This window comes from Klebsiella sp. WP3-W18-ESBL-02 (assembly GCF_014168815.1).
In the GTDB taxonomy this organism is placed as follows: domain Bacteria; phylum Pseudomonadota; class Gammaproteobacteria; order Enterobacterales; family Enterobacteriaceae; genus Kluyvera; species Kluyvera ascorbata_B.
The window spans coordinates 2188652-2215358 of record NZ_AP021972.1 but is presented as its reverse complement, the minus strand read 5'-3'; the positions used below and the strand labels follow the sequence as shown (position 1 = coordinate 2215358).

Below are 26707 nucleotides of genomic sequence, written 5' to 3'. Positions count from 1 at the left end.
TCGTTTCATACTCTGCAAGGAAATGCCATGTCTCAGTTTCATCTTATCGCCCCTTCCGGCTACTGTATTAACCAATCCGCCGCGCAGCGCGGGGTATCGCGATTAGAAGACGCTGGACATCAGGTGGTTCATCAGCAGGTCATCGCGCGGCGCGATCGTCGCTTCGCCGGTGATGAAAATGCGCGGCTGGCCGATATCAACAGCCTCGTTACGCTGGCGGGTAAAAACCGCATTGTGATGCCGGTACGCGGCGGCTACGGCGCCAGCCGTCTGCTGGACAACATCGACTGGCAGGGCTTAGCCAACCGCCAGAAACACGATCCGCTGCTGATCTGCGGGCACAGCGATTTTACGGCCATCCAGATGGGGCTGCTGGCCCACGGCAATGTGATCACCTTCAGCGGGCCGATGCTGGCAGGCAATTTCGGCGCAGAATCGCCAGAACCCTTCACCGAGACACACTTCTGGCAGGCGTTAACCCACCCGGAGTATTGCATCGAGTGGGCGGGCGATGGCCCGAACTGCGATACTCAGGGCACCCTGTGGGGCGGCAACCTGGCAATGATGACCTCACTTATCGGCACCCCGTGGCTGCCGGACATCCGTGACGGTATTCTGGTGCTGGAAGATATTAACGAACATCCGTTCCGCGTCGAGCGCATGCTGTTACAGCTACTCTATGCCGGGATCCTGCCGCGCCAGCGAGCGCTGGTGTTGGGCAGTTTTAGCGGCGCGACGCCGAATGATTACGATGCCGGCTACGATCTTAACGCGATGTACGACTATCTGCGTTCCAGGCTGTCGATCCCGGTCATTACCGGCCTCGATTTTGGCCACGAACCGTGCACGGTGACGCTGGCGCTGGGTGCCCATGCGCAGTTGACGCATTCACTCGGGCGTTCCACGCTCACCGTCAGCGGACACCCGGTATTAACTGAATAAAAAACAATAATCACCGCTTATTAATCCAATGTTTGCGCCCTAAATATGGTAACGTTTTGTGACTAGCAAGCACGTTTAGGGGAGTACGTGAACATTGGACGCCACGGCAGTTATTAGTCTCTTTATTTTGGGTTCTGTCTTAGTAACCTGCAGTATTCTCTTAAGCTCATTTTCTTCCCGCCTCGGCATCCCGATTCTGGTTATCTTTTTAGCCATCGGCATGCTTGCCGGCGTTGACGGTATTGGCGGTATCCCGTTCGATAACTACCCTTTCGCGTATATGGTCAGCAACCTGGCGCTGGCGGTGATCCTGCTGGACGGCGGGATGCGCACCCAGGCCAGCTCGTTTCGCGTGGCGCTGGGTCCGGCGCTGTCGCTGGCGACCGTAGGGGTGCTGATCACTTCAGGCCTGACCGGCATGATGGCGGCCTGGCTGTTTAATCTGGATTTGATGGAAGGGCTGCTGATTGGCGCCATCGTCGGTTCAACCGATGCAGCGGCTGTGTTCTCGCTACTCGGTGGCAAAGGATTGAACGAGCGCGTGGGTTCGACGCTGGAAATTGAGTCCGGCAGCAATGACCCGATGGCGGTATTCCTGACCATCACCCTGATTGCCATGATCCAACAGCATGAAAGCGGCCTGAGCTGGATGTTCCTTGTGCATATTATCCAGCAGTTCGGCCTGGGAATTGTGATTGGTCTGGGCGGCGGCTACCTGCTGCTGCAAATGATCAACCGTATTGCCCTGCCCGCCGGGCTGTATCCGCTGCTCGCACTCAGCGGCGGGATCATGATTTTTGCCGTCACCACCTCACTCGACGGCAGCGGTATTCTGGCGGTGTACCTGTGCGGCTTCCTGCTGGGCAACCGGCCGATTCGTAACCGCTTCGGCATTCTGCAAAACTTTGATGGTCTGGCATGGTTGGCGCAAATCGGCATGTTCCTGGTTCTGGGGCTGCTGGTGACGCCGTCGGACCTGCTGCCCATTGCCGTTCCGGCGCTGCTGTTGTCTATCTGGATGATTTTTGTTGCCCGCCCGCTGTCGGTATTTGCCGGGCTGCTACCGTTTCGCGGTTTTAACCTTCGCGAACGCACGTTCATCAGTTGGGTTGGCCTGCGCGGCGCGGTACCGATTATTCTCGCCGTGTTTCCGATGATGGCCGGGCTGGAAAACGCGCGGCTGTTCTTTAACGTTGCCTTCTTCGTGGTGCTGGTCTCGCTGCTGCTGCAGGGCACATCGCTGTCGTGGGCGGCGAAAAAAGCCAAAGTGGTGGTCCCGCCGGTCGGCTGGCCTATTTCACGCGTTGGGCTGGATATTCATCCGGAAAATCCGTGGGAACAGTTTGTGTATCAGCTCAGCGCCGAAAAATGGTGCGTCGGCGCGGCGTTGCGCGACCTGCATATGCCGCCAGAAACGCGCATTGCCGCCCTGTTTCGCGATAACGTCCTGTTGCATCCGACCGGCAGCACCCGGCTGCGGGAAAATGACATTCTCTGCGTGATTGGCCGCGAACGCGATCTGCCGTCGCTGGGTAAAATGTTCAGCCAGTCGCCGCCGGTCGCGCTCGATCAAAGCTTCTTTGGCGACTTTATTCTCGAAGCCCAGGCGAAATTTGCCGACGTGGCGCTGATTTATGGCCTCGACGGCGGCGAAGCGTTTCGCGACAACCAGCAGTCGCTGGGCGAAATTGTCGAGCATCTGCTGGGGGCTGCACCGGTCGTCGGTGACCAGGTTGAGTTTGCCGGAATGGTGTGGACCGTGGCAGAGAAGGAAGAAAATCAGGTGCTGAAGGTGGGCGTGCGGGTAGCCGAGGAAGAATCCGAGTAGTGTGTTGTGCCGGAGGGCGCTGCGCTTATCCGGCCTGTCGTAAATCTGTAGACCCGGTGAGCAAAGCGCCACCGGGCTACGCGGCAAATGGTTACACTGTCACAACAGGTACACGCGGTGCCAGCGCGCACATGAGCTCGTAACCAACGGTGCCTGCGCTGGCGGCCACGTCATCAATCTTAATCTCCTGCCCCCACAGTTCTACCGCAGTACCAATTCCCGCCTGCGGGCACGGGGTTAAATCCACCGCCAGCATATCCATTGAAATCGCGCCAACTGTTCCCGTGCGAATACCGTCCACCAGCACCGGTGTGCCGTTCGCCGCGATACGCGGGTAGCCGTCGGCATAGCCGCAGGCAACAATCCCGATACGCTGCTCGCGGCTCGCCCGATAGCGGCTGCCGTAGCCCACCGCATCGCCCGCCCTCAGGTTCTGCACGCCGATAATCTGGCTGCTCAACGTCATCACTGGCTTCAGGCCGGTGTTGGCAATATCCTGCCACTGGCCGGAAGGTGATGCTCCGTACAGTACGATGCCCGGCCGCACCCAGTCGAAATGGGTTTCCGGGTGCCACATTGTCGCCGCAGAGTTGGCAAGCGAGCGCGGGCAGTCCAGCCCTTCTGCCGCCTGTTCAATGAGACGCATCGGTGCGGCGACGCCGTCGGTATTCTCCGCTTGCGCAAAGTGCGACATCAGCGTTATCGCCCCGACGTTGCTCATGCCACGCAGCTGCTGCCAGAGGCTGTTCACCCGCTCAGGCGCGAAGCCAAGGCGATTCATCCCACTGTTGATCTTCAGATAAACATCAATCGGCGCGTGCAGGCGCGCGTTTTGCAACGCTTTAATTTGCCAGTTGCTGTGCACGCTGGTGGTCAGCCGGTATTTATCAAACAACGGCAGTTCGTCGGCGTGGAAAAATCCTTCCAGCAACAGAATCGGCCCTTTCCAGCCGCGCTCGCGCAGCAAAATGGCTTCTTCAAGGTTGAGCATGGCAAAGCCGTCGGTTTCCCGTAGGGCGTTCCACACCCGGTCCAGGCCGTGGCCGTAGGCGTTGGCCTTGACCACCGACCAGACGCGAGCGCCGGCAGCGGCACGACGGGCAATGGCTAAGTTCTCTTTCAGCGCCTGCAGATCGATGCTGGCGAGCACGGGACGTGACATGCGTTCTCCTTAATGGTGCGCACCATGCAAGTGCTGTGGGCGAGCGGGTGTAAAGCCCGGCGAGTAGCGCGCAACGCTGAGATCATCATAGGGTATCGCTGGCATTCTGCCAGACATCAAATCGCTCAGCAGCTGCCCCGAGCCACAGGACATGGTCCAGCCCAGCGTGCCGTGTCCGGTATTCAGCCACAGGTTTTTAAACGCCGTTTTGCCCACAATCGGCGTACCGTCCGGGGTCATCGGGCGCAGCCCGGTCCAGAAGATGGCGTCTTCCACGCGTCCGCCGCGCGGGAACAGGTCGCCGACCACCATCTCCAGCGTCTCGCGACGTGGTGCCAGGAGTTCGGTGTTAAAACCAACGATCTCCGCCATGCCGCCCACGCGGATGCGGTTATCAAAACGGGTAATGGCAATTTTGTAGGTTTCATCGAGGATGGTTGACACCGGCGCCCCGCGCTCTTCGACGATGGGAATAGTCAACGAGTAGCCTTTGAGCGGGTAAACCGGAATATCCACCAGCCCTTTCAGCATGGCGGTTGAATAAGAACCAAAGGCCATCACGTAGGCATCGGCTTTGACCAGTTCATCGCCGCACTTCACGCCGACAATACGCTCGCCGTCTTTAATCAGGCTATCAACCGGGGTATTAAAGCGGAAGGTCACGCCCGCCTGTTCAGCCATTTTTGCCAGCCGTTGTGTAAACAGCTGGCAGTCGCCGGTTTCATCGTTTGGCAGACGCAGGCCGCCGGTGAGTTTATGCGCCACGTCGGCCAGCGCCGGTTCGACCTCAGCCAGACGAGATGCTTCCAGCAGCTGATACGGGACGCCAGCCTCTTCCAGCACGGCGATATCGCGGGTGGCGTTCTCATACTGTTGGGCGGTGCGGAACAGCTGCAGGGTGCCGCCCTGGCGACCTTCATAGGCAATACCGGTGGTTTCACGCAGGGTCTTCAGGCAGTCGCGGCTGTATTCCGCCAGCCGCACCATGCGACCTTTGTTTTCCATGTAGTGGCGCGTGTCGCAGTTACGCAGCATTTGCCACATCCACTTTAACTGAAAACCGGTGCCGTCGAGGCGAATGGCCAGCGGCGCATGGCGCTGGAACATCCATTTAATCGCCTTTAGCGGTACGCCCGGCGCAGCCCACGGTGCCGCATAGCCCGGCGAGATCTGCCCGGCGTTTGCCGCGCTGGTTTCCAGCGCTGGACCCGCTTCGCGGTCAATCACCGTCACCTGATGCCCCGCCTGACTTAAATACCAGGCGCTGGTCACGCCCACCACGCCACTTCCCAGTATGACAATGTGCATAGCCACTCCAGTCCAGAATGAGCAAAAGAACAATCTTCTAATTACAAATTGATAACCCAGATGAAAATATTATTCAACATATGCTTTTTTTATGGTGACTTACCTCACAGAGCGCCCATACAGCGGGCCAGCGGAGAAATTGACATCTCATGCTGCCCGCTATTTTTTGTCAGCATAAAATCCTGCAAAGAGGCAAAATTATCGCCAGTAAAATGAATAAATCATGAAGTTTAGAAAGGACGGTTGTTACAGAATTTCTGCGGTGTTCTATTCTTGAAGTGAGGCTCTCCGCACAGAGAGAGTCGCCAACAATGAGGGCGCGCTAATGGCTACAATTGACTCGATGAATAAGGATACCACTCGTCTGAGCGATGGACCCGACTGGACGTTTTCGCTGCTGGAAACCTACCTGGCGGAAATTGACCGGGTGGCCAAACTATACCGGCTGGACACCTATCCGCATCAGATTGAAGTCATTACCTCTGAGCAGATGATGGACGCCTACTCGAGCGTCGGCATGCCGATTAACTACCCGCACTGGTCGTTTGGCAAAAAATTTATTGAAACCGAGCGCCAGTATAAGCACGGGCAGCAGGGGCTGGCCTACGAAATCGTCATTAACTCTAACCCGTGTATCGCCTATCTGATGGAAGAGAACACCATCACCATGCAGGCGTTGGTTATGGCGCATGCCTGCTATGGCCACAACTCCTTCTTCAAAAACAACTATCTGTTCCGCAGCTGGACCGACGCCAGTTCGATAGTTGACTACCTGCTGTTTGCGCGCAAATACATCACCGAGTGCGAAGAGCGCTACGGGGTGGACGAGGTTGAGCGGCTGCTCGACTCGTGCCACGCGCTGATGAACTACGGCGTTGACCGCTACAAACGACCGTCAAAAATTTCGTTGCAGGAAGAAAAAGCACGGCAGAAAAGCCGCGAAGAGTATCTGCAAAGCCAGGTGAACACCCTGTGGCGTACGCTGCCAAAACGCGATGAGGAAAAAGCCGTTGAGTCCGCGCGCCGCTACCCCTCGGAGCCGCAGGAAAACCTGCTGTACTTTATGGAGAAAAATGCCCCGCTGCTGGAGCCGTGGCAGCGCGAGATCCTGCGCATTGTGCGCAAGGTCAGCCAGTATTTTTACCCGCAGAAACAAACGCAGGTGATGAACGAAGGCTGGGCGACGTTCTGGCACTACACCATCCTTAACCACCTGTACGATGAAGGTAAGGTGACCGAGCGCTTTATGCTGGAGTTCCTGCACAGCCATACCAACGTAGTCTTCCAGCCGCCTTACAATAGCCCGTGGTACAGCGGCATTAACCCCTACGCGCTCGGCTTTGCGATGTTCCAGGACATCAAGCGCATTTGCCAGAACCCGACCGAAGAGGATAAATACTGGTTCCCGGATATCGCCGGTTCCGACTGGCTGACGACCCTGCACTTTGCGATGCGGGATTTCAAGGATGAGAGCTTTATCAGCCAATTCCTGTCACCGAAAATCATGCGCGACTTCCGCCTGTTTACCGTGCTGGATGACGATCGTAATAACTATCTGGAAATTTCGGCCATTCACAATGAGGAAGGGTATCGGGAAATTCGCAACCAGCTGTCCTCCCAGTACAACCTCAGCAACCTGGAGCCCAACATTCAGGTATGGAACGTCGACCTGCGCGGTGACCGTTCGCTGACGCTGCGCTACGTGCCGCACAACCGCGCGCCGCTCGATAAAGGCCGTAAAGAGGTGCTGAAGCACGTGCATCGTCTGTGGGGGTTTGATGTGCATCTGGAGCAGCAGAACGCGGATGGTAGCGTGGAGCTGCTGGAGCGTTGCCCGCCGCGGCCAAACGCATTGTAGCCTCTATCGTAGCCCGGACGAGGCGCGAAGCGCTGACTCCGGGAAGGCTTTCCCTTTCTGTTGTAGGCCGGATAAGCAAAGCGCCATCCGGCCTACAGGGAACAAAATCAGCGCACTGACTAGCGACTATGGATAGCTAAATCGCCCGGCAGCGTTTTCTGCATGCGGTGCCAGATCTCGCCGCTCTCGTGCCCATAGCGGCGCACCGTTTCGTACACCTTCTCATGCTCGCCCTTCTCGCACAGCTCAATCAGCTTATGGTAGAAGCCCAGCCCCAGCGCGCGCGCTTCCGGGCTGGAGAAATAGTGGCGACCCAGACGGGTATACAGCCCTTTCATCCCGTTAAGGATAAGCCCATAAATAGGGTTGCCGGAGGCAAAAGCCAGGCCGCGAAACACGCTATAGTCGAGCTCGGCAAAGGCGTCGGCGTAATCTTCCACTTCACGCGTTTTTGCCAGCACTTCCAGCGCCTTATCAGGATGCTGACGGAAAGCGGTACGAATGTAGATGGTTGCAATATTGGTGCGAACGGACAGCAGATTATCAATCAGCTGCGGCACGCTGTCATGATCGAGGCGCGCCAGCGTCTCCAGAATATTGAGCCCGGACGTTTCCCAGAAGTTATTCACCTTCGTGGGCTTACCGTGCTGAATTGTTAACCAGCCGTCTCGCGCCAGGCGTTGCAACACTTCACGTAAGGTGGTGCGGGTTACCCCAATTAATTCAGAGAGTTCGCGTTCAGCCGGAAGAATTGATCCTGGAGGAAAACGGTTATTCCAGATACTTTCGACGATGTATTCTTCAGCGAAACCCGCCGGGCTTTGCGCCTTAATGACCATAGTAAAAATTCCATTACACAGCGTTGCAATTACACTCATCATACCAGAGCCAACATAGCGCAGATAGCGGGACAACCTAATTAAAAAGGGATCGCCGTTTCATTTTTCACATTTCTTTTTAAGGACGGAAACGGCCCTTCCTGGGGGAATTCTGGCAGTTGCGCGCATTTAGTGGTAAAAAATGTCATCTTTTCAGGAGGAAGACGATTGTCATGGACATCTCTTACGGTCGCGCCCTGTGGCGCAACTTTTTAGGCCAGTCGCCTGACTGGTACAAGCTGTTATTGCTGATTTTCCTGGTCATTAACCCACTGGTCTTTTTAATCAATCCGTTTGTCGCCGGATGGCTGCTGGTTGGTGAGTTTATTTTCACGCTGGCGATGGCGCTGAAGTGCTATCCGTTAATACCCGGCGGCCTGCTGGCCATTGAAGCGGTGTTTGTCGGCATGACCTCGGCCGAGCATGTGCGAAATGAAGTCGCGGCCAACCTGGAAGTACTGCTGCTGCTGATCTTTATGGTTGCCGGCATCTACTTTATGAAGCAGCTGCTGCTGTTTATCTTTACCCGCCTGCTGCTGAGCATCCGCAGCAAGCGGCTGCTGTCGCTCGCGTTCTGCATGGCGGCTGCATTTCTGTCGGCTTTCCTCGATGCGTTGACCGTTGTGGCGGTGATCATCAGCGTGGCGGTCGGTTTTTACAGTATCTACCATCGGGTCGCCTCTTCTCGCCCGGACGATGACGATCTGCTCGACGACAGCCATATCGATAAACACAACCGCGAAGTGCTGGAGCAGTTCCGCGCTTTCCTGCGCAGCCTGATGATGCATGCGGGTGTGGGTACTGCACTCGGCGGTGTCATGACCATGGTCGGCGAGCCGCAAAACCTGATTATCGCTAAGGTGGCCGGCTGGCACTTTGGCGAATTCTTCCTGCGCATGTCACCGGTCACCGTTCCGGTATTTATCTGCGGGCTGATTACCTGCCTGCTGCTGGAGAAATTTAAAGCCTTTGGCTACGGCGCGGAGCTGCCAGAGCCGGTACGGAAAATCCTCCATGATTTTGACGTGCGCAGCAGCCAGCAGCGCAGCCGTCAGGAAACCCTGCGCCTGGTCGTGCAGGGGATTATCGGCGTCTGGCTGGTGCTGGCGCTGGCGCTGCACCTGGCGGAAGTCGGCCTGATTGGTCTGTCGGTGATTATCTTTGCCACCTCGTTTACCGGCATTACCGACGAGCACGCCATCGGCAAAGCCTTCACCGAAGCGCTGCCGTTCACCGCGCTGTTGACGGTATTTTTCGCGGTCGTGGCGGTCATCATTGACCAGCATTTGTTTGCACCTATTATCGACTTTGTGCTGCAAGCCTCACCTCACGCTCAGCGGTCGCTGTTCTATCTGTTTAACGGCCTGCTATCGTCGATTTCGGATAACGTATTCGTGGGCACCGTTTATATTAATGAAGCCAAAACGGCACTGGATAACGGCGCAATCGACCTGCGCCAGTTTGAGCTGCTGGCTGTGGCAATTAATACCGGGACAAACCTGCCGTCGGTGGCGACGCCAAACGGCCAGGCCGCGTTCCTGTTCCTGTTGACGTCAGCGCTGGCGCCGCTCATTCGCCTGTCCTATGGTCGAATGGTGTGGATGGCGCTGCCTTATACGCTGGTCCTGACGCTCGTGGGCCTGCTGTGCGTCGAGTTTACTCTCCAGCCCGTTATCGACTGGATGATGAATAAAGGAATGTTGGTGCTTCCCGCAATAACCCACTAATATAGCTGCGCTTCTCAATGCCCACGGTTTTCCGTGGGCATTGAACTGCCATTTACGAATAATTGCGTATAGCCAGATGGCAGGGCTAACGTTTTCGTTTACACTGCTTTTTCAAAGCACGTTCCAGGGAAATGATTATGTTGCGATATTTAAACCAGAGCTCACGTGGCCGCAGTGCCTGGTTATTGCTGGCGTTAACCGCTTTTGCGCTTGAGTTGGTGGCATTATGGTTTCAGCATGTGATGCTATTAAAACCATGCGTACTGTGCATTTATGAGCGCTGTGCGCTGTTCGGCGTCATGGGTGCCGGTCTGGTAGGGGCGATTGCGCCGAAAAGCCCGCTGCGCTACGTCGCGCTGCTGATTTGGCTGTATAGCGCCTTCCGCGGTCTGCAGTTGGCCTGGGAACACACCATGATTCAGCTGCACCCGTCGCCGTTTATGACCTGCGATTTTATGGCCCGCTTCCCAAGCTGGCTGCCGCTGGATAAATGGCTACCGCAGGTGTTTGTGGCATCCGGCGACTGCGCCGTGCGCCAGTGGGAGTTCTTATCGCTGGAGATGCCTCAGTGGCTGGTCGGTATTTTCGCCGCTTACCTGATCGTGGCGCTGCTGGTGCTGATTGCCCAGCCGTTTAAACCCAAAAGACGCGATCTTTTCGGCCGTTAATCCTGAACGCTGCCAGCAGCATCGCCTTTGCGGTTGGCAGCGTGTTTACCACATCCCCGTCATCGTTCCGATCCCATAGCCTGTAACAAGCAGCAGCCCCCAGCCAGCAAGATTTATCACCACCGCAAGCAACAGCACTTTTACTGAATTGCGCATTTCTCACCTCATCATTTGGTCTGTACTGTCGCTATCGGCACGGGAGGGAAATGGCGTAGCGTTTTTTTACCACCAGCGCTAAAAAAGATGAAATACCAGCCAATATCGCTTAAGTCAGCCCTTTAAAAAGGTCGCTAGCGGAGAGGCGTCTGACCCTGCTCACCCCGATACGGCGAAATGACATAAGCAGGCGCTTTAATATGGGGAAATAAACCGGCAATAACTAAACATTATCCAAAATTAATATTTAATTATATTTAAAACATCTTACAAATAAAATCACGCATTTTATTATGATATCAGAGAAATTTCAGATTTCATCAAGATTAATCATCATCAATTCGCATGAAAATAGCGCACTATCCCAGCAATATATATCACAGCTATATTATTTAAGAACAACTAATGATGTTCGCAAACTGTAAAATAAATCTAACGTGTGTAACTAAATACCTGGTGATAGATTTAGCGCCGTTGTGACTAATTAATATTAACTCACGATGACCTTGTTAAAAATTAACACTATAAAGGATTATATTTCATGTTTAAGAAAACACTGTTTGCTATGGTAACAACCGCTCTGTTCTCTGGTGCTGCTTTTAACGCCAGCGCTGAAGACCAGGGTCACGGCACCGTTACGTTCACCGGCACCGTAATTACCGCACCGTGCTCCGTTGCACCGGAAAGCAGCAAGATCGAAGTATGGTTAGGTCAGGTTGCAGATACCGTACTGAATGGTGACAGTGATGCGACCCCAACACCGTTCTCCATCCACCTGGTTGACTGTACTCTGAGCGTGACTGACGGTGAGGGTGCTACGACTGTTACTGATAAAGTGAAGGTTACCTTCACCTCTGCAAACGTCGACACCACGGATACTAGCCTGATGGCTAACACCAAAGAAAACAGCTACGGCGGTGCCAAAGGTGTTGGCGTTCGTATCCTGGATGCGGGCTACAAAACCGTCACTCTGGGCCAGCCGTTCAACTTCGCCTTTGCCGATCTGAATAACCCGACTCAGAACCTGGACTTCAACGCCCGCATGGAGTCAAAAGGGCATAACGCAACTGAAGGTGATGTTTACGCACAGGCTAACTACGTTCTGAGCTACAAATAATTATCCTTAGCAACGTTTAATTCAGGCCGGTGATGGATTCACCGGCTTTCTTAGTATTCTTTATTAAAAGAAACGGATTTTATGCGGACTTCTATTGCTGTCAGGTTAACGCCCAAAAAACTTTCCCTTTTAATAAAGCAGTCTCTTTATTCTGCTTGCCTTTTTGCATCGCTATCATCACCGCTTTATGCCGTCGAATTTAATACCGAGATGATTGATGCAGAAGACAAACAAAATATCGATCTCTCGCAGTTTGAAAAAAAAGGATATATTTCCCCGGGCAGCTATCTGGTGAGCGTACAGATCAACAAAAATACCCTGCCACGCAGCTACAGCCTCACCTGGATTAAAGCTGATAATGAAAGTGGATCGCAGCTCTGTTTGAACAAAGACCAACTGGCCGAATTTGGTTTCGCAGAGGCCTTTATCGAAACGCTACAGCCTATTGCACAAAGCGCCTGCGCCGATCTTAGCCATACGCCAGAGCTGGTCACGCGGCTGGACAAGGCCAGCATGGTGCTGACGCTTATCGTGCCTCAGGCGTGGATGAAATACCAGGCTAAAAACTGGACGCCACCGGAATACTGGGACGACGGTATTGCCGGGCTCCTGCTCGACTATAACCTTTATGCCAGCCAGTACGCGCCAAACCACGGAGACAGTAGCCAAAACATCAGCTCTTACGGCACGCTGGGCTTCAACCTCGGTGCGTGGCGCTTGCGCAGCGACTATCAGTACGATCAATCATTTATTGAACACAAGGCAACGACTAACACCAGCAGTCTGCCGCGAACGTATCTCTTCAGACCGCTTCCTTCCCTGGCGTCAAAATTGACGCTGGGGCAGTACGATCTCAGTTCCGATTTGTATGATACGTTCCACTTCACCGGCCTCTCGCTGGAAAGCGACGAGCAGATGCTGCCGCCCGATCTTCGCGGCTATGCGCCGCAAATCAGCGGCATCGCGCAGACCAATGCCAAAGTCACCGTCTCTCAAAATGGCCGTACGCTATATCAGACAACGGTGTCACCGGGCCCCTTTACAATTAGCGATTTGGGTAATGCGCTTCAGGGTCAGCTTGACGTCACCGTCGAAGAAGAAGACGGCCGTAAGAGCACCTTCCAGGTGGGGTCGGCATCCATCCCCTTTCTGACGCGCAAAGGACAGTTACGCTATAAAGTGTCGACGGGGAAACCCACTTCGACCACACATAACGATATCAACAACCCAATGTTCCTGACCGGTGAAGCGTCATGGGGCTGGTTAAGCAATGTGTCACTGTACGGCGGCGCCATCTTCACCGCGGATGATTATCAGGCGTTGACCAGCGGCCTCGGTTTTAACCTCAATCAGTTTGGTTCTCTCTCTTTCGACATCACCGGCGCGGAGGCCAATCTGCGCAATAACGACCTGGGAAAACAGAAAGGCTTTAGCTATCGCGCCAACTACTCTAAGCGTTTTGAAGAAACCAACAGCCAGATAACCTTCGCGGGATACCGCTTCTCGGACCGGGAGTATGTCACCATGAGTGAATATATTGACTCACGCGACGGCAATGACAACAACGGTAATGAGAAAGAGAGCTATGTGCTCTCATTTAACCAGTATATTGCGCCGTTGGCGCTCAATACCTATCTCAATATCACGCGCAACACCTACTGGGACAGTGTGACCAACACGAACTACTCGTTATCCGTTAACCACAGCTTTGATATCGGCGATTTCAAGAGTATTTCTGCCTCGCTGGCGGTCAGCCGCGTCCGGTGGGATAACAACGAAGAAAATCAGTATTACTTCTCGCTGACGGTGCCGCTGGCGAGCAGCCGTAACGTCTCCTACAGTCTGCAACGCTATGGCGATGATGCGACCTCGCAAACTGCCACCTGGTACGATGGTTCCAGCCGGAATAACCCGTGGAATCTGTCGGTTTCAGGTACTGACCACGAATTCAGCGATGGCAAATCTGCAATGCGCGGCAACTATCAGCACTATTCGCCTTACGGTCGCTTCAACCTTAACGGCAGCATTCAGCCGAGCAGCTACCGCTCGTTCAGCACCAGCTGGAACGGTTCCTTCACCGCTACCCGGTTCGGTGCAGCGCTGCATGACTACAGCCCCGGCAACAGTTCTCGCGTGATGGTTGACGCAGACGGCATCGCTGACGTTGAAGTCAACAATAACCTTAGCGTGACCAACTTATTTGGTATCGCCGTCGTGCCGTCGGTCGGCAACTACACTACCGCAACCGTAATGGTAAACAGCAATAAGCTGCCGGAAGGCGTCGATGTGAATAATTCGGTTATCCGCACCACGCTGACCGAAGGCGCAATCGGCTATATGCCCCTTCGCGCGATTAAAGGTTATCAAATTGTCGGCGTCATCCGCCTGGAGGATGGCCATTACCCGCCTCTTGGCGTCACCGTCTCTGACAAAGACAGCGGCCGCGACGCTGGACTGGTGGCTGACGACGGTTACGTCTATCTCAGCGGCGTGCAGGAAAACAGCACGCTGACGCTGAAATGGGCAGATAAAACCTGTGAAATCACGCCGCCGAACAGCAGTAACACCGACGGTCAGGCTGTTATCTTGCCGTGTAAACTCCCCCATTAATTCAGGATGAATATAATGAATATGAATGTACTTACAAAAGGACTCATCTGCCTGCTTGGGATCAGCGCTGTCGCCAATGCGGCCGTTTCCCCCGATAGAACACGCATTATTTTCAACCAATCAGATAAAAGCGTTTCACTGCGCCTGAGCAACCAGAGCACCACCGATCCCTACCTGGCTCAGTCATGGATCGAGGATAAAGCGGGTAATAAATCACGTGAGTACATCTCAGCGATTCCCCCCATGCTGCGCCTTGAGGCCGGCGAGCAGGCGCAGGTACGCTTAATGGCACAGCCGACGATCTCAACGCTACCGGCCGACCGGGAATCGCTGTTTTACTACAATATCCGCGAAATTCCGCCGCGTTCCGAGCAAAAGAACGTTATGCAAATCGCCATGCAAAGCCGTCTGAAGGTGTTCTGGCGGCCGAAAGCGATAGAAGTCGCCGACGGTCAGCTGAATCTTACCGGTAAAATTGACGTCAGCCGTACCTCAGCGGGGATATCGCTGAAAAACAAATCCGCCTACTACGTGACCGTGGGCTATATCGGCACCAACGGTAAAACGCTGCAACCCGATGCGGAATCGATGATGGTTGAGCCCTTCGGTCAGGCCTCACAGTCCATTAAAAATCTACCCACCCGTTTTCTGATAGGCTACGTCAGCGATTATGGCGGGCTGAATATGTTCAAGGTGAACTGTAATAGCGTTGAGCTGATCTGCCAGAGCGAACCGGTGAGAAAGGGATAATAATGAAAACAGTCTGCGCTTTTTTCACCCTGATCGTCGCGCTCTTTTCGAGCTCATCCTGGGCCGTCGACTGCTATCAGAACGCAAAGGATGGGCCGGTCAATTACTCCATCCCGCTGCCCCCGTTTACCGTGCCAAACGATGCCGTGCTCGGCACGAAAATATGGGAAAGCCCGGATATTAACATCACTGTTTACTGCGATAACGCGCCAGGGTGGAAAAAAAACGACCAAACTGAAGATATCTTTGCGTGGATAAAACTGCCGGATTTTAACAGTACCGAGGTATTGAATAACCCCTATTTTACCTTCGGCGTTACCTACAACGGTACCGACCATGAAATGATCAATGAAGGCATTGACACCGGTGTCTGTCTGGATAAATTTGAGCAATATTATCAGGGCTTTTACTACGATCCGGTGTGCAACGGCGTATCGCTACAAAAGGGAATGTCCTTTAATGCCCGTTTCCGTCTCTATGTAAAACTCAAGGCCATCCCGCCAAGCGGCAGCCCGGATAGCTATAATTTTGGCGATATTAACGTGTTGCAGTTCGATGGTGAGGGTGGAGCGAATACGACCCCAAATGCTAAAAACCTGCGCTTCTATATTACGGGGCTGGATAACATCCACTTCCTCGACTGTAGCGTGGATATTAAGATCTCTCCGGAAAGCCAGGTCGTCGATTTTGAACAGATCTATGCAAACTCCATCGCCAAGGGCCCTACACAAAGGGCTTTCAGTATATCAAGCGTAAAGGATGAAACGGCAGGATGCAGCGAGCAGTTTGACGTCACCACCAGCTTCTATACCAATGATACGCTTTATGATACCACCCATCTGGATATGGGGAACGGCTTGTTACTGCGGATTACCGATACCTCGGATAATAATAGAGACGTGGAGTATAACCAGTATCGTCTTTTTGCAACCTACGTTCCTGGCGATCCGGCTGCCGTGACCCATAACTATATTGCCGAGCTTACGAAACATCCGTCCAAATCGTTGGTTGACGGCCCCTTTAGCAAAGATTTGATCATCAAGATCAACTACCAGTAATTGAAATAAACGGGCGAGCGGGTGTATTTACCCTGCCGCCCGTTTATTCAACATCATCACATCAGCAGAAGAAGACGTTCGCAAATATCCTGCGTTAATCTTTAGTCAGCCCATTCCGGCTTATTTAAAATATGATCCTGCCAGTCGCGTACTTCCGATTCTTTGACCGCAATATGGCGCACCGAAATACGCTCGCCGTGCATCGCTGCTTTTGAACCGGTCAGCAGCGGGTGCCACGCTGGCAGCCCCTTTCCTTCTGCCAGCAAACGATAGGCACAGGTCATCGGGAGCCATTCAAAGGTGGGCAGATTGTCACGCGTGAGCTTAATACAGTCAGGCTCATACTCGAAACGACGTTCGTAGTTACGGCACTGGCAGGTTTTGATATTCAGCTGTTTGCAGGCGACGTTGGTGAAATAGATTTCATCGGTGTCTTCATCCATCAGCTTGTGCAGGCAGCACTGCCCGCAGCCATCGCACAGCGACTCCCATTCGGCGTCGGTCATTTCATCAAGGGTTTTGCTCTGCCAGAAAGGTAATTCGCTCATCGGGATGTCCACATCAAAAATCAGGTTGCACCTTATAACCAGTCTGGCACAGGGATGCAAGTTTTGCCGCCTAAAACAGGCGGCAAGCAGCCGTTACAATACGCGGGTGGCCAGCGACAGGCCGTTAAACAGCACCTCGAGCTCATCGCCCGCGTGCAGCGGGCCAACGCCTTCCGGCGTACCGGTGAGCACCACATCGCCCGGTTTCAGGGTAAAGAAACGGCTCATATAGGCAATCAGCGGCACGATTTTGTGAATCATATCGGCCGTGCTGCCCTGCTGACGCACTTCGCCGTTAATCTTCAGGCCCAGCGATGTATTCTGCGGATCGCCGGCGAAGTCAGCGACAGGAATGAAACCCGAGATCGGGCACGCGTTATCAAACCCTTTGGCCTTTTCCCACGGCTGCCCCGCTTTTTTCATTTTACCCTGAAGATCACGCAGCGTAAGGTCCAGCGCGACGCCGTAGCCCGCAATGGCCTGCTGGACGTGCTCCGGCGTAGCCTGGCGTAAGGTTGCGCCAATCAGCACCGCGAGCTCAACCTCATGGTGTACCGACCCAAGGCCCTGCGGCAAAATCAGCGGCTGGCGCAAATCGCACAGCGATGTTTCCGGTTTAATAAAGAGAACCGGCTCTTCCGGCGTCGCGCTGCCCATTTCCTGAATGTGTTTGGCGTAGTTACTGCCCACGCAAACAACTTTGCTCACCGGGTAATCCAGCAGAGCACCCTGCCAGTTATGATGCTGATACATGCTTTTCCCTTACTTGTTCGTCAACCAAGGACACACATCGGCCGCAGGCGCAGATTATTCGCCCTTATTTTGTGACTCAGCCAGATGCTGCTTTAACAGATTTTCAGGCGGCGGCGGGATCTGTAAATAATACCCCTGCTCTTTTAACGCCTGTTTTACCTTTTCCAGATCGGCATTGATCAGTTTCTTACGCCCATCCAGCGGCAGCAGCATTGCCAGCTGCGGCTGGCCGAAGCCCTGCATCAGTTCTTCAGGCACGCGAGAGAAATCGTCTTTTTTTTCGACATACAAATAGGTTTGATCACGTTTAGAACTACGATAAATCACACAAAACATACTTTATACTCGGAATTAGGACTGTGGTTACTTGCTTGAATATATTAGTGACTATAACATGACTGATAGTCTTCGGAATATCGCTGCGCATGACGCGGCGGTAAATAGCAAATTGAGTAAGGCCAGGATGTCAAACACGCCCATCGAACTTAAAGGCAGTAGCTTCACCTTATCTGTGGTCCATTTGCATGATGCAAGACCCGAGGTTATTCGTCAGGCGTTAGAAGACAAAGTCGCCCAGGCTCCGGCTTTTTTCCGTCACGCCCCGGTCGTGGTCAACGTCAGCAACCTTGAAGAGTTTACCCAATGGCGCGCGATCCAACAGGCAATCATGTCCGTTGGCCTGCGTATCGTGGGCGTCAGCGGCTGCAAGAACCCGCAGTTTAAAGCGGCCATTGACCAATCGGGTCTCCCTTTATTGACTGAAGGTAAAGAAAAAATCGCCCGCGCGATGCCCGTGGAGCAGCCTAAACCGGCAGAACCCGAGCCAATTGTTAGTCCGATCACAAAAACGCGAATGATTGATACCCCGGTACGTTCCGGTCAGCGCATTTATGCACCAAACTGTGATTTGATTGTGACAAGCCACGTCAGCGCGGGCGCAGAGCTTATCGCCGACGGGAACATTCACGTATATGGCATGATGCGTGGACGCGTTCTGGCAGGCGCCGGCGGAGACCGGGAAGCACAAGTATTTTGTACCCACCTGGCGGCGGAGCTGGTCTCCATTGCCGGGGAATATTGGCTGAGCGATCAGATCCCAGCCGAATTTTATGGCAAAGCGGCGCGCATGCGCTTAGGCGACGGCGCTTTGACTATTCAACCGTTAAATTAATCCCTTTTTAACAAGGAATTTCTATGGCACGCATTATTGTTGTGACTTCAGGTAAAGGGGGCGTGGGTAAGACCACCTCCAGCGCGGCCATCGCGACTGGTTTGGCGCAGAAGGGAAAGAAAACGGTCGTTATCGATTTTGATATCGGTCTGCGTAACCTTGACCTGATTATGGGCTGCGAACGTCGCGTAGTTTATGATTTCGTTAACGTTATTCAGGGTGATGCCACGCTGAATCAGGCATTAATCAAAGATAAACGTACCGATAATCTTTATATCCTGCCGGCGTCCCAGACGCGCGATAAAGATGCGTTGACCCGCGAAGGCGTCGAGAAAGTGCTCGACGAGCTGAAAAAGATGGAGTTCGACTTCGTGGTCTGCGACTCCCCTGCCGGTATCGAAACCGGCGCGCTGATGGCGCTGTACTTCGCTGACGAAGCCATCATTACCACCAACCCGGAAGTGTCCTCGGTACGTGACTCCGACCGCATTCTGGGTATTCTGGCGTCGAAATCCCGCCGCGCCGAAAATGGTGAAGAACCGATTAAAGAACACCTGCTACTGACGCGCTACAATCCAGGCCGCGTAAGCAAAGGCGATATGCTGAGCATGGAAGATGTGCTGGAAATTCTGCGCATCAAACTGGTTGGCGTCATTCCGGAAGATCAGTCCGTACTGCGTGCATCAAACCAGGGCGAACCGGTTATCCTGGATACCGTGTCTGATGCAGGCAAAGCCTACGCCGACACCGTGGATCGTCTGTTGGGAGAAGAACGTCCTTTCCGCTTCATTGAAGAAGAGAAGAAAGGTTTCCTCAAACGCCTGTTCGGAGGATAACTCATGGCATTACTCGACTTTTTTCTCTCACGGAAAAAGAATACCGCCAACATTGCTAAAGAACGTCTGCAAATCATTGTCGCGGAACGCCGCCGCAGCGATGCAGAACCGCACTATCTGCCGCAGTTAAGGAAGGATATTCTGGAAGTGATTTGCAGGTACGTGCAGATTGACCCAGAAATGGTCACGGTGCAGTTAGAGCAAAAAGACGGGGATATTTCGATTCTGGAACTCAACGTCACGCTACCGGAAGCAGAAGAGTCAAAATCCTGACTTTCGGCGGTGTAAAAAAAGGCGCTAGTGATAGCGCTTTTTTTGTGTCTGCCATTTGAGGATAAGACGTCGTGGAGACCTGATAAGCGCAGCGCCATCAGGCATGCCCCGAGCAGGTTGCCGGATGGCGGTCGTTAGCGCGGGTATTCCGCCAGCAGTTTATCTAACGCGCCAGAAAGCAGCTCACCTCGCCAGCCGGAAATCATTTCCGGGGCGGTAGTGCGCGGCTTCAGCTGCCAGTGCCAGTTAAGCAACTGGTTAATCTGCCGACGTGAGGCCAGCATCTCCGCGCTGACGTCGTTCGCCTGCCCGACTTCCTGCACCAGCGCTTTGATCTCTTTAAACGCTTTACGGTAGCCCGGCATATCCATCAGGTTGAGCAACGGCTCCGGCAGCGCATCATCAGGCAGCGCCTGTGCCTTAGCAACCATGCTAATCAGCGCCTTACCGTGGAAGCGAATTTCGCTCCCCGATAGCCCAAGGCTGTCGAGCTCGCCGAGGCTGCCCGGCATATAGCGCGCCACGCTCCACAAATGCTCTTCACGAACCACAAAGTTCACCGCCATGTCACGATCGCGAGCTTTGCGCAAACGCCATTCGGCCAGCAGCTGCAGGCAGGCAAGCTGGCGGGTACGCAGCTGCCAGGCGTTGGTGATATCACGCCATGCGTCGCACGGGTCGGTCACTTCCTGGCGGCGCTGCTGCATCAGTTGGCACTCATCAAGCGCCCAGGCCAGACGCCCCGCCTGTTCGGTTTCCGCCATCAGCTTATGGGCGATAGGCAGCAAATACCAGACGTCCGCCGCCGCGTAGTCACACTGACGCGACGTCAGCGGACGTGCCAGCCAGTCGGTACGCGATTCGCTTTTATCGAGCTCAACGCCGGAGTACTCCGCCACCATTGCCGCAAAGCCCCAGGACATCGGGCGACCGCAGAACGCGGCAAGCACCTGGGTATCAATCAGCGGCTGCGGCATCGCACCGAAGACATTCATAAAGACTTCTAAATCTTCACTACCGGCATGCAGGAACTTAGTAATGTTGCGATCCTGCATAATCGCCTGCAGCGGCGACCAGTCGGTGATATCCAGAGGATCAATCAGCGCCGTGCGCTCACCGTCGAAAAGCTGAATCAGGCCCAGCTGCGGATAATAGGTGCGGGTGCGGACAAACTCGGTATCCAGCGCGACGGAGGAGGTCTGACGCACCGCATCGCACAGAGTGCGGAGCGCGTCGTTGGTGGTGATCATCTGATAGTTCAAATCTTACTCTCTTAGATTGCGCCAAAAAAAACGCCAGCGGAGCTGGCGTCTGGCATCGTAACGCGTAACTTATGCCTTATTGTCTACTTTGGCACGCGCTTCGTCACGTAATTCTCGTCGCAAAATTTTTCCGACGTTCGATTTTGGCAATTCCTCGCGGAATTCCACCAGCTTCGGTACTTTGTAGCCGGTCAGCTGGCGGCGGCAGAAGGTGATCAGCGCTTCTTCGGTCAGACTCGGGTCCTTTTTCACCACGAAAATCTTCACCGCTTCCCCACTGTTGCCTGACGGCACGCCGACCGCAGCCACCTCAAGAACGCCGGAGTGCTGCATCACCACGTCCTCAATTTCATTCGGGTAGACGTTAAAGCCCGACACCAGAATCATATCTTTTTTACGGTCAACGATACGCAGGAAGCCTTCGTCATCCATCACCGCAATATCACCGGTATGCAGCCAGCCGTCTTTGATGATTTCAGCGGTCGCATCAGGACGCTGCCAGTAGCCTTCCATCACCTGCGGCCCCTTCACGCACAGTTCCCCCGGCTGGCCGGCGGGCACTTCGTTATCGTCATCATCCACCAGCTTCACGTCGGTAGACGGCACCGGCAGACCGATGCTGCCGCTGTGGTAATCGATATCGTGCGGGTTAACGCTCACCAGCGGCGCGCATTCGGTCAGGCCGTAGCCTTCCAGCAGATACTGGCCGGTCAGCTTCACCCAACGCTCGGCGACCGCGTGGTTTACCGGCATTCCGCCGCCGGCGGACAGATGCAGCGTGGAGAAGTCAAGCTGCTGGAACTCTTTGTTATTCAGCAGCGCATTGAACAGGGTGTTAACCCCGGTCATCGCGGTAAACGGATATTTCGCCAGCTCTTTCACCAGCCCGGGAATGTCGCGCGGGTTGGTGATGAGGATATTCTTGCCACCCAGTTCGATAAACAGCAGGCAGTTCATGGTCAGCGCGAAGATGTGATACAGCGGCAGCGCGGTGATCACCACCTCTTTGCCTTCATGCAGCAGCGGCCCGTAAGTGGCCTTTACCTGCTCAAGGTTAGCCAGCATGTTACGGTGCGTCAGCATCGCGCCCTTCGCCACGCCGGTGGTGCCGCCGGTATATTGCAGGAAAGCAATATCATCGGCCGTCACTTCGGGCTTAACATACTGCAGCCGGTAGCCCGCGTGCAGCGCGCGGCGAAACGAAATCGCGTCCGGCAGATGGTACTTCGGCACCAGGCGCTTAATGTACTTGACCACGAAGTTCACCAGCGTGCCCTTGGCGGTCGACAGCTGATCGCCCATTCGGGTCAGGATCACATGCTTCACCAGGGTATTCTCAACCACTTTTTCCAGCGTATGGGCAAAGTTGGAGACAATCACGATGGCCTGTGCGCCGCTGTCGTTCAGCTGATGCTCCAGCTCGCGCGGGGTATACAGCGGGTTAACGTTTACGACAATCATCCCGGCGCGCAGAATGCCAAACAGCGCCACCGGATATTGCAGCAGGTTCGGCATCATCAGCGCGACGCGATCGCCCTGTTTGAGGCCCAGCCCCTGCTGGAGGTAAGCGGCAAAGGCGCGGCTGCGCTCTTCGAGCTTACGGAAGGTCATGACTTCGCCCATATTCACGAAGCCAGGCTGATCGGCGAAGCGCGTCGCCGAATGTTCAAACAGTTCCACCAGGGATTGATAACGGTCAGGATTGATCTCTGCCGGGACATCGGCAGGATAACGGTTGAGCCAAACCTTTTTCAAAGCATCACCTCTAAAATACGTATTCGTCGTCATCGCAACCCCAAACGGTAAACTTTCGTTAACATAATATTAACTCAGCGTACCAGTTTAAGAATTAATCGGAATTAAGGTTGCGAAGCGCGTCACTCTTTATTTTTTTTATATCCATTACAACGAAGAAACAGCGGACTAGCCGCTGTTTCTTTTTTGACGGTTTGACCGCAAAAATTATTCCGTTACGACGTTACGTACTTCAGCCGGGCCGGGGTTATACCAGCCCCAACCGCCGTAGCCGTAGTTCCAGGGGTGCGGGCCAAAGACCCACGGGTCGATAGGCTGCGGCGGCATCACCACCTGCTGGGTCACGCGCCAGCGTTTATAGCCGGTGACCTGAACGTGAAGGAAATTGTACTTCGTGGTGCCCACTTTGCCCTCAACGGTGCCGACAATCGGCCCGACGACCGTCACCAGCTGGCTGCGGAAATCCACCGGGTCGAGGAAACCGTTAACGTCGGCGTAAATACGCCCACGCGAGGCTTCGCCCAGAATAGGCCGCGCGCCGCTATCCAGCGGTACCGTGGCGATTTCCAGGCGGGTATGGCCCTGCTGATTTTCAATTCCCACCACCGTACCGCCAAAGCGGGACTCCTGCCCGACGTACAGCTGTGGTGCCGCCATCACCCGAACCAGATCCTGCTGCGGCGTAGGGCTGCTGCCCTGTATGGCATCCGGCACGCTGACGCAGCCGCTTAACGCAACGGCGATAAGCCCGGCAATGGCGCCACGAACGATGAATTTTTTACCTGCCATGATGCTGCTCCCGATCTCAATATTCACTTACTAAGATTCATTCGCGGCCAGGAAGTTTCTTCCACGCAACTTCATTACGCAAATAAACGGGTTCCGCTTTGTCTACGGCGACCGTTTTGCCCTGAGCCAGTAGCTGACAGGCAATCGGCAGCATATCTTCGGCCTCAGGCAGGTTAACTCCGCCGTCGCGCAGCGTCACGCTTGTTCCCTGCGCCATCTCAGGCCATGCGGCCCAGCCGGTGCCAACGGTGGCCCATTCGCCGCTCAGGGCGCTCAGGCGCTGCTGTACCGCTTCCGGCTTAAGCACCGCTTCGCTTGCTTCGCCGTGCCATACGCCCTGCTCATCACGCTGGTACTCAGCCCAGTACACTTCGCCCATGCGCGCATCGATAGCAGCCAGTACGCGGGTTGCGCCCTGTTTGCGCCACGCCCCCTGCGCCATTGTCGCCAGCGTGGATACGCCGATCATCGGCAGCTCGGCGCCCAGCGCCAGCCCCTGCGCAATACCAATGCCAATACGCACGCCGGTAAAGCTACCCGGCCCGCGGCCGAACGCCAGCGCGTCGAGGTCGGTAAGGCTCACGCCGCCTTCAGTGAGAATATCCTGCACGATCGGCAGAATACGTTGAGTGTGTTCACGAGGACAAAGCTCGAAGTGAGCACAGGTTTTACCATCATCCCACAGGGCAGCCGAACAGGCTTCCGTGGCAGTATCGATAGCCAGAATTCGCATGGTTAGTCGCGCTCTCGCAGTTACGGATCAACAAAATGGCGCGCATCTTATCACACTTTGCCACGCATTACCGCGTCGATGACAGCGCCAGGAATCGCACCGCCCGGCGAATATCGCGGGTGCGCGGGGCCGGCGGCAGGCTGGCGAGGAACGTTGCCCCATAAGGGCGCATCACCAGACGGTTATCACAAATCACCAGCACGCCGCGATCGTCAACGTCGCGGATCAAGCGGCCCACGCCCTGCTTGAGGGTAATGACCGCATCAGGGAGCTGCACCTCCTCAAACGGATCGCCGCCACGCAGACGACAGTCTTCCATTCGCGCCTTCAGCAGCGGATCGTCCGGCGAGGTAAACGGCAGCTTGTCGATAATCACCAGAGAAAGCGTATCGCCGCGCACATCAACCCCTTCCCAGAAGCTGCTGGTGGCAACCAGCAGGGCGTTCCCGGCGCTGACAAATTGTTGCAGAAGTTGGCCTTTACTGGTTTCACCTTGTAACAACACCGGCAGGGTCATGGTGGCGCGGAACTGCTCGGCGAGATCGCGCATCATGGCGTGCGAGGTGCACAGCATAAAGCAGCGCCCGTCGTTGGCCTCAATCAGCGGCTTAAGCATCGCGGCCAGATGGCGCGCGGCGCCGGGCTGATTGGGCAGCGGCAGATTGCGCGGCACGCAGAGCAGCGCCTGGCTGGCGTAGTCGAACGGGCTTGGCAACAGCAGCGAGTGCGCCGCTTCAATGCCCAGTCGTTCGGTAAAATGGTGCAGATCGTCGTTCACCGACAGGGTGGCAGAGGTGAAAATCCAGCTGCCCGGCTTGGCCGCCATCACTTCTTTGAATTTATCCGCGACGGTCAGCGGCGTCAGCGCAAGGGTGAAGTGGCGGGAATTACATTCATACCAGTAGCTATAGCCGGGTGTGTTGATCTCTTTTAACCGCTTAAGCCGCGCACGGTAGAGCGTGGCCCGTTCAAAGGCGGCGTCGAGCAGCGCGGAGCGGCCGAGCGACAGCTTTGCGACGTCGTAACACAGCTCAAGCGCATCGTCGAGCAGCAGCAGCGCGCGCTGAACGGCGCTGTCCGCCAGCAGATCGCGCAGGTTTCCGCGATAGCCCGGGTCGCCCACCTGCAGGCGGAAATCCTGCGTCGCCTGCGCCAGGCGGTCGGCACATTTCTGTAGCTGCTGGGTATCTTTGAGTTCAGTGCGGTAGGCAATAACCACGTCTTTCGCGAGATCCAGCAGCTGGCGGCTGGAAAGCGACTGGCCGAAATACTGGCTGGCGATATCCGGCAACTGGTGGGCTTCATCGAAGATCATCACATCGGCCTCGGGGATCAGCTCACCAAAGCCGCTCTCTTTGACCACCATGTCGGCAAGAAACAGGTGATGGTTAACCACCACCACGTCAGCGTCCATGGCTTTTTTACGCGCCTTCACGACAAAACAGTCCTGATACTGCGGGCAATCGCTGCCCAGGCAGTTGTCATTAGTACTGGTGACCAACGGCCAGGCCTGGGAGTCTTCAGGGACGCTCACGCAGGTGCTGATATCGCCATCAAGCGTCTGGTTAGCCCAGCTACGCAGCAGGATCACATCGCTCAAGGTGTTAACAGGCAGGTCGCCGCCCGCCAGCGCCTGCTGCTCCAGACGTTCGAGACACAGGTAGTTTGAGCGCCCTTTCAGCAGCGCCAGCTTACCGGTGAACGTCAGCGCCTTCGCCACGGTGGGCAGATCCCGACTGTAGAGCTGATCCTGTAACGCCTTGGAGCCAGTGGAAATAATGACTTTTTTACCCGCACGTAGCGCGGGCGCCAGGTAGGCGTAGGTTTTACCGGTACCCGTACCGGCTTCCACTACCAGCGGCTGACCTTCGTCAATCGCCTGAGCGACGGCGTGCGCCATCTGACGCTGCGGTTCACGCGGTTTAAACCCGGTTATCGCCTGCGCAAGCTGGCCGTCTGCTGCAAAATCGTCCGTCACGTTACCCCCTGGAAAAATTTCCAGTGATTATGTCAGGCCAATCGGGCTTACGCCAGCCGAAGTCGTGACGCGGCGGCGACAATGTGGCAGTCTTAGCGCGATGACGTGATGTGAAAAAGGAAATGGAAATGACAATTGTACGTATCGACGCCGAAGCGCGCTGGTCTGATGTTGTGATCCACAACCAGACCCTCTACTACACCGGCGTACCGACAAACCTGGACGCTGATGCGTTTGAGCAGACGGCAAATACGCTGGCGCAGATTGACGCGGTGCTGGAAAAACAGGGCAGCAATAAGTCGCGCATTCTCGACGCCACCCTCTTCCTGGCGGACGGCGATGATTTTGCCGCCATGAATAAAGCGTGGGATGCGTGGGTGGTTGCCGGTCACGCGCCGGTGCGTTGCACCGTGCAGGCGAAGCTGATGAACCCGAAATATAAGGTTGAGATTAAGATTATCGCCGCGGTGTAAATCGGTATACCGTGCCTCCCCGGATCGGTGAGGCACGGTATCTGCACGCCGCCATCCGGCAACGTGCGCCAAAT

General features: G+C 55.1%; 24 protein-coding genes. 13 read left to right on the top strand and 11 right to left on the bottom strand.

Features of this window, described 5'->3' with window-relative positions:
- The first annotated feature begins 27 nt into the window (after nt 1-27).
- Nucleotides 28-942, top strand: coding sequence for a muramoyltetrapeptide carboxypeptidase (gene ldcA / locus H7R56_RS10485; protein WP_106927634.1), 915 nt, complete (start codon nt 28-30; stop codon nt 940-942).
- A 94-nt stretch (nt 943-1036) separates the two neighbouring features.
- The gene (locus H7R56_RS10480; protein ID WP_106927636.1) at nt 1037-2770 is read left to right on the top strand and encodes a potassium/proton antiporter; all 1734 of its coding nucleotides are present in this window, start codon (nt 1037-1039) and stop codon (nt 2768-2770) included.
- A 91-nt stretch (nt 2771-2861) separates the two neighbouring features.
- On the opposite strand, the gene dadX is transcribed toward H7R56_RS10480, so the two are convergent.
- Together dadX and H7R56_RS10470 are read right to left on the bottom strand one after the other, a co-directional pair.
- Nucleotides 2862-3932: a catabolic alanine racemase DadX gene (gene dadX, locus H7R56_RS10475; RefSeq protein WP_106927638.1), complete on the bottom strand. Its 1071-nt coding sequence runs from the start codon at nt 3930-3932 to the stop codon at nt 2862-2864.
- A gap of 9 nt (nt 3933-3941) precedes the next feature.
- Nucleotides 3942-5240, bottom strand: coding sequence for a D-amino acid dehydrogenase (locus H7R56_RS10470; RefSeq protein WP_106927640.1), 1299 nt, complete (start codon nt 5238-5240; stop codon nt 3942-3944).
- Nucleotides 5241-5565: 325 nt separating this feature from the next.
- Here H7R56_RS10470 and H7R56_RS10465 point away from each other — a divergent pair, with 325 nt between their 5' ends.
- Nucleotides 5566-7098: a SpoVR family protein gene (locus H7R56_RS10465; RefSeq protein ID WP_106927642.1), complete on the top strand. Its 1533-nt coding sequence runs from the start codon at nt 5566-5568 to the stop codon at nt 7096-7098.
- Between the two features lie 119 nt (nt 7099-7217).
- Here H7R56_RS10465 and fadR read toward each other — a convergent pair whose 3' ends face one another.
- A complete protein-coding gene (fadR, locus tag H7R56_RS10460) occupies nt 7218-7937 on the bottom strand; it encodes a fatty acid metabolism transcriptional regulator FadR (RefSeq protein WP_106927644.1) in 720 nt (239 codons plus the stop codon).
- A gap of 212 nt (nt 7938-8149) precedes the next feature.
- On the opposite strand from fadR, the gene nhaB reads away from it, so the two are divergent.
- The 6 genes from nhaB to H7R56_RS10430 all read left to right on the top strand — a co-directional run bounded on the left by nhaB (nt 8150) and on the right by H7R56_RS10430 (nt 16062).
- Nucleotides 8150-9703 carry a Na(+)/H(+) antiporter NhaB gene (nhaB, locus tag H7R56_RS10455; protein ID WP_106927646.1) on the top strand — a complete coding sequence of 518 codons (1554 nt, stop codon included), beginning with the start codon at nt 8150-8152 and terminating at the stop codon, nt 9701-9703.
- Nucleotides 9704-9840: 137 nt separating this feature from the next.
- Nucleotides 9841-10371 carry a disulfide bond formation protein DsbB gene (dsbB, locus tag H7R56_RS10450; RefSeq protein WP_106927649.1) on the top strand — a complete coding sequence of 177 codons (531 nt, stop codon included), beginning with the start codon at nt 9841-9843 and terminating at the stop codon, nt 10369-10371.
- A gap of 697 nt (nt 10372-11068) precedes the next feature.
- On the top strand, nt 11069-11644 hold the full coding sequence (locus H7R56_RS10445) for a fimbrial-like protein (RefSeq protein ID WP_106927651.1): 576 nt from the start codon (nt 11069-11071) through the stop codon (nt 11642-11644).
- An 81-nt stretch (nt 11645-11725) separates the two neighbouring features.
- Nucleotides 11726-14254 carry a fimbria/pilus outer membrane usher protein gene (locus H7R56_RS10440; protein WP_106927653.1) on the top strand — a complete coding sequence of 843 codons (2529 nt, stop codon included), beginning with the start codon at nt 11726-11728 and terminating at the stop codon, nt 14252-14254.
- Nucleotides 14255-14260: 6 nt separating this feature from the next.
- Nucleotides 14261-15004, top strand: coding sequence for a fimbrial biogenesis chaperone (locus tag H7R56_RS10435; RefSeq protein ID WP_181358013.1), 744 nt, complete (start codon nt 14261-14263; stop codon nt 15002-15004).
- A 2-nt stretch (nt 15005-15006) separates the two neighbouring features.
- Nucleotides 15007-16062 (top strand): fimbrial protein, encoded by a 1056-nt coding sequence (locus H7R56_RS10430; protein WP_106927657.1) that lies wholly within the window; start codon nt 15007-15009, stop codon nt 16060-16062.
- Nucleotides 16063-16163: 101 nt separating this feature from the next.
- On the opposite strand, the gene H7R56_RS10425 is transcribed toward H7R56_RS10430, so the two are convergent.
- From H7R56_RS10425 to H7R56_RS10415, 3 genes are all read right to left on the bottom strand, one after another.
- Entirely contained in the window at nt 16164-16610 is a 447-nt protein-coding gene (locus H7R56_RS10425) for a YcgN family cysteine cluster protein (RefSeq protein WP_106927658.1), read from the bottom strand.
- A 93-nt stretch (nt 16611-16703) separates the two neighbouring features.
- Entirely contained in the window at nt 16704-17363 is a 660-nt protein-coding gene (locus H7R56_RS10420) for a fumarylacetoacetate hydrolase family protein (RefSeq protein ID WP_182928654.1), read from the bottom strand.
- Between the two features lie 54 nt (nt 17364-17417).
- Complete coding sequence (locus H7R56_RS10415) at nt 17418-17699, bottom strand: YcgL domain-containing protein (RefSeq protein ID WP_106927662.1); 282 nt, start codon at nt 17697-17699, stop codon at nt 17418-17420.
- Between the two features lie 127 nt (nt 17700-17826).
- Between H7R56_RS10415 and minC the strand changes: the two genes are divergently transcribed.
- The 3 genes from minC to minE are packed head-to-tail and all read left to right on the top strand — an operon-like array spanning nt 17827 to nt 19643.
- The gene (gene minC, locus H7R56_RS10410) at nt 17827-18534 is read left to right on the top strand and encodes a septum site-determining protein MinC (RefSeq protein ID WP_106927664.1); all 708 of its coding nucleotides are present in this window, start codon (nt 17827-17829) and stop codon (nt 18532-18534) included.
- A 23-nt stretch (nt 18535-18557) separates the two neighbouring features.
- A complete protein-coding gene (gene minD, locus H7R56_RS10405) occupies nt 18558-19370 on the top strand; it encodes a septum site-determining protein MinD (protein ID WP_106927666.1) in 813 nt (270 codons plus the stop codon).
- 3 nt (nt 19371-19373) lie between these two features.
- Nucleotides 19374-19643 carry a cell division topological specificity factor MinE gene (gene minE / locus H7R56_RS10400; protein ID WP_035894584.1) on the top strand — a complete coding sequence of 90 codons (270 nt, stop codon included), beginning with the start codon at nt 19374-19376 and terminating at the stop codon, nt 19641-19643.
- A gap of 134 nt (nt 19644-19777) precedes the next feature.
- On the opposite strand, the gene rnd is transcribed toward minE, so the two are convergent.
- The 5 genes from rnd to H7R56_RS10375 form a co-directional block, all read right to left on the bottom strand.
- Nucleotides 19778-20893, bottom strand: coding sequence for a ribonuclease D (rnd, locus tag H7R56_RS10395; protein ID WP_181358016.1), 1116 nt, complete (start codon nt 20891-20893; stop codon nt 19778-19780).
- 81 nt (nt 20894-20974) lie between these two features.
- Nucleotides 20975-22660: a long-chain-fatty-acid--CoA ligase FadD gene (gene fadD, locus H7R56_RS10390; RefSeq protein WP_146145719.1), complete on the bottom strand. Its 1686-nt coding sequence runs from the start codon at nt 22658-22660 to the stop codon at nt 20975-20977.
- Between the two features lie 207 nt (nt 22661-22867).
- Nucleotides 22868-23449 (bottom strand): Slp family lipoprotein, encoded by a 582-nt coding sequence (locus H7R56_RS10385; protein ID WP_106927905.1) that lies wholly within the window; start codon nt 23447-23449, stop codon nt 22868-22870.
- Nucleotides 23450-23486: 37 nt separating this feature from the next.
- On the bottom strand, nt 23487-24182 hold the full coding sequence (tsaB, locus tag H7R56_RS10380) for a tRNA (adenosine(37)-N6)-threonylcarbamoyltransferase complex dimerization subunit type 1 TsaB (RefSeq protein ID WP_106927670.1): 696 nt from the start codon (nt 24180-24182) through the stop codon (nt 23487-23489).
- 67 nt (nt 24183-24249) lie between these two features.
- Nucleotides 24250-26160: an ATP-dependent DNA helicase gene (locus tag H7R56_RS10375; RefSeq protein ID WP_106927672.1), complete on the bottom strand. Its 1911-nt coding sequence runs from the start codon at nt 26158-26160 to the stop codon at nt 24250-24252.
- Nucleotides 26161-26288: 128 nt separating this feature from the next.
- Between H7R56_RS10375 and H7R56_RS10370 the strand changes: the two genes are divergently transcribed.
- Complete coding sequence (locus H7R56_RS10370) at nt 26289-26633, top strand: RidA family protein (RefSeq protein ID WP_106927673.1); 345 nt, start codon at nt 26289-26291, stop codon at nt 26631-26633.
- The last annotated feature ends 74 nt before the right edge of the window (nt 26634-26707 follow it).

What these genes read in the sequence shown, in the direction of transcription:
- dsbB (WP_106927649.1), top strand. Translation starts at nt 9,841, where the DNA reads ATGTTGCGATATTTAAACCAGAGCTCACGTGGCCGCAGTGCCTGGTTA.
- H7R56_RS10430 (WP_106927657.1), top strand. Translation starts at nt 15,007, where the DNA reads ATGAAAACAGTCTGCGCTTTTTTCACCCTGATCGTCGCGCTCTTTTCG.
- minC (WP_106927664.1), top strand. Translation starts at nt 17,827, where the DNA reads ATGTCAAACACGCCCATCGAACTTAAAGGCAGTAGCTTCACCTTATCT.
- H7R56_RS10370 (WP_106927673.1), top strand. Translation starts at nt 26,289, where the DNA reads ATGACAATTGTACGTATCGACGCCGAAGCGCGCTGGTCTGATGTTGTG.
- H7R56_RS10465 (WP_106927642.1), top strand. Translation starts at nt 5,566, where the DNA reads ATGGCTACAATTGACTCGATGAATAAGGATACCACTCGTCTGAGCGAT.
- fadR (WP_106927644.1), bottom strand. Translation starts at nt 7,937, where the DNA reads ATGGTCATTAAGGCGCAAAGCCCGGCGGGTTTCGCTGAAGAATACATC.
- ldcA (WP_106927634.1), top strand. Translation starts at nt 28, where the DNA reads ATGTCTCAGTTTCATCTTATCGCCCCTTCCGGCTACTGTATTAACCAA.
- dadX (WP_106927638.1), bottom strand. Translation starts at nt 3,932, where the DNA reads ATGTCACGTCCCGTGCTCGCCAGCATCGATCTGCAGGCGCTGAAAGAG.
- H7R56_RS10385 (WP_106927905.1), bottom strand. Translation starts at nt 23,449, where the DNA reads ATGGCAGGTAAAAAATTCATCGTTCGTGGCGCCATTGCCGGGCTTATC.
- H7R56_RS10425 (WP_106927658.1), bottom strand. Translation starts at nt 16,610, where the DNA reads ATGAGCGAATTACCTTTCTGGCAGAGCAAAACCCTTGATGAAATGACC.
- H7R56_RS10420 (WP_182928654.1), bottom strand. Translation starts at nt 17,363, where the DNA reads ATGTATCAGCATCATAACTGGCAGGGTGCTCTGCTGGATTACCCGGTG.
- H7R56_RS10440 (WP_106927653.1), top strand. Translation starts at nt 11,726, where the DNA reads ATGCGGACTTCTATTGCTGTCAGGTTAACGCCCAAAAAACTTTCCCTT.
- minD (WP_106927666.1), top strand. Translation starts at nt 18,558, where the DNA reads ATGGCACGCATTATTGTTGTGACTTCAGGTAAAGGGGGCGTGGGTAAG.
- nhaB (WP_106927646.1), top strand. Translation starts at nt 8,150, where the DNA reads ATGGACATCTCTTACGGTCGCGCCCTGTGGCGCAACTTTTTAGGCCAG.
- H7R56_RS10435 (WP_181358013.1), top strand. Translation starts at nt 14,261, where the DNA reads ATGAATATAATGAATATGAATGTACTTACAAAAGGACTCATCTGCCTG.
- H7R56_RS10415 (WP_106927662.1), bottom strand. Translation starts at nt 17,699, where the DNA reads ATGTTTTGTGTGATTTATCGTAGTTCTAAACGTGATCAAACCTATTTG.
- rnd (WP_181358016.1), bottom strand. Translation starts at nt 20,893, where the DNA reads ATGATCACCACCAACGACGCGCTCCGCACTCTGTGCGATGCGGTGCGT.
- tsaB (WP_106927670.1), bottom strand. Translation starts at nt 24,182, where the DNA reads ATGCGAATTCTGGCTATCGATACTGCCACGGAAGCCTGTTCGGCTGCC.
- minE (WP_035894584.1), top strand. Translation starts at nt 19,374, where the DNA reads ATGGCATTACTCGACTTTTTTCTCTCACGGAAAAAGAATACCGCCAAC.
- H7R56_RS10470 (WP_106927640.1), bottom strand. Translation starts at nt 5,240, where the DNA reads ATGCACATTGTCATACTGGGAAGTGGCGTGGTGGGCGTGACCAGCGCC.
- H7R56_RS10445 (WP_106927651.1), top strand. Translation starts at nt 11,069, where the DNA reads ATGTTTAAGAAAACACTGTTTGCTATGGTAACAACCGCTCTGTTCTCT.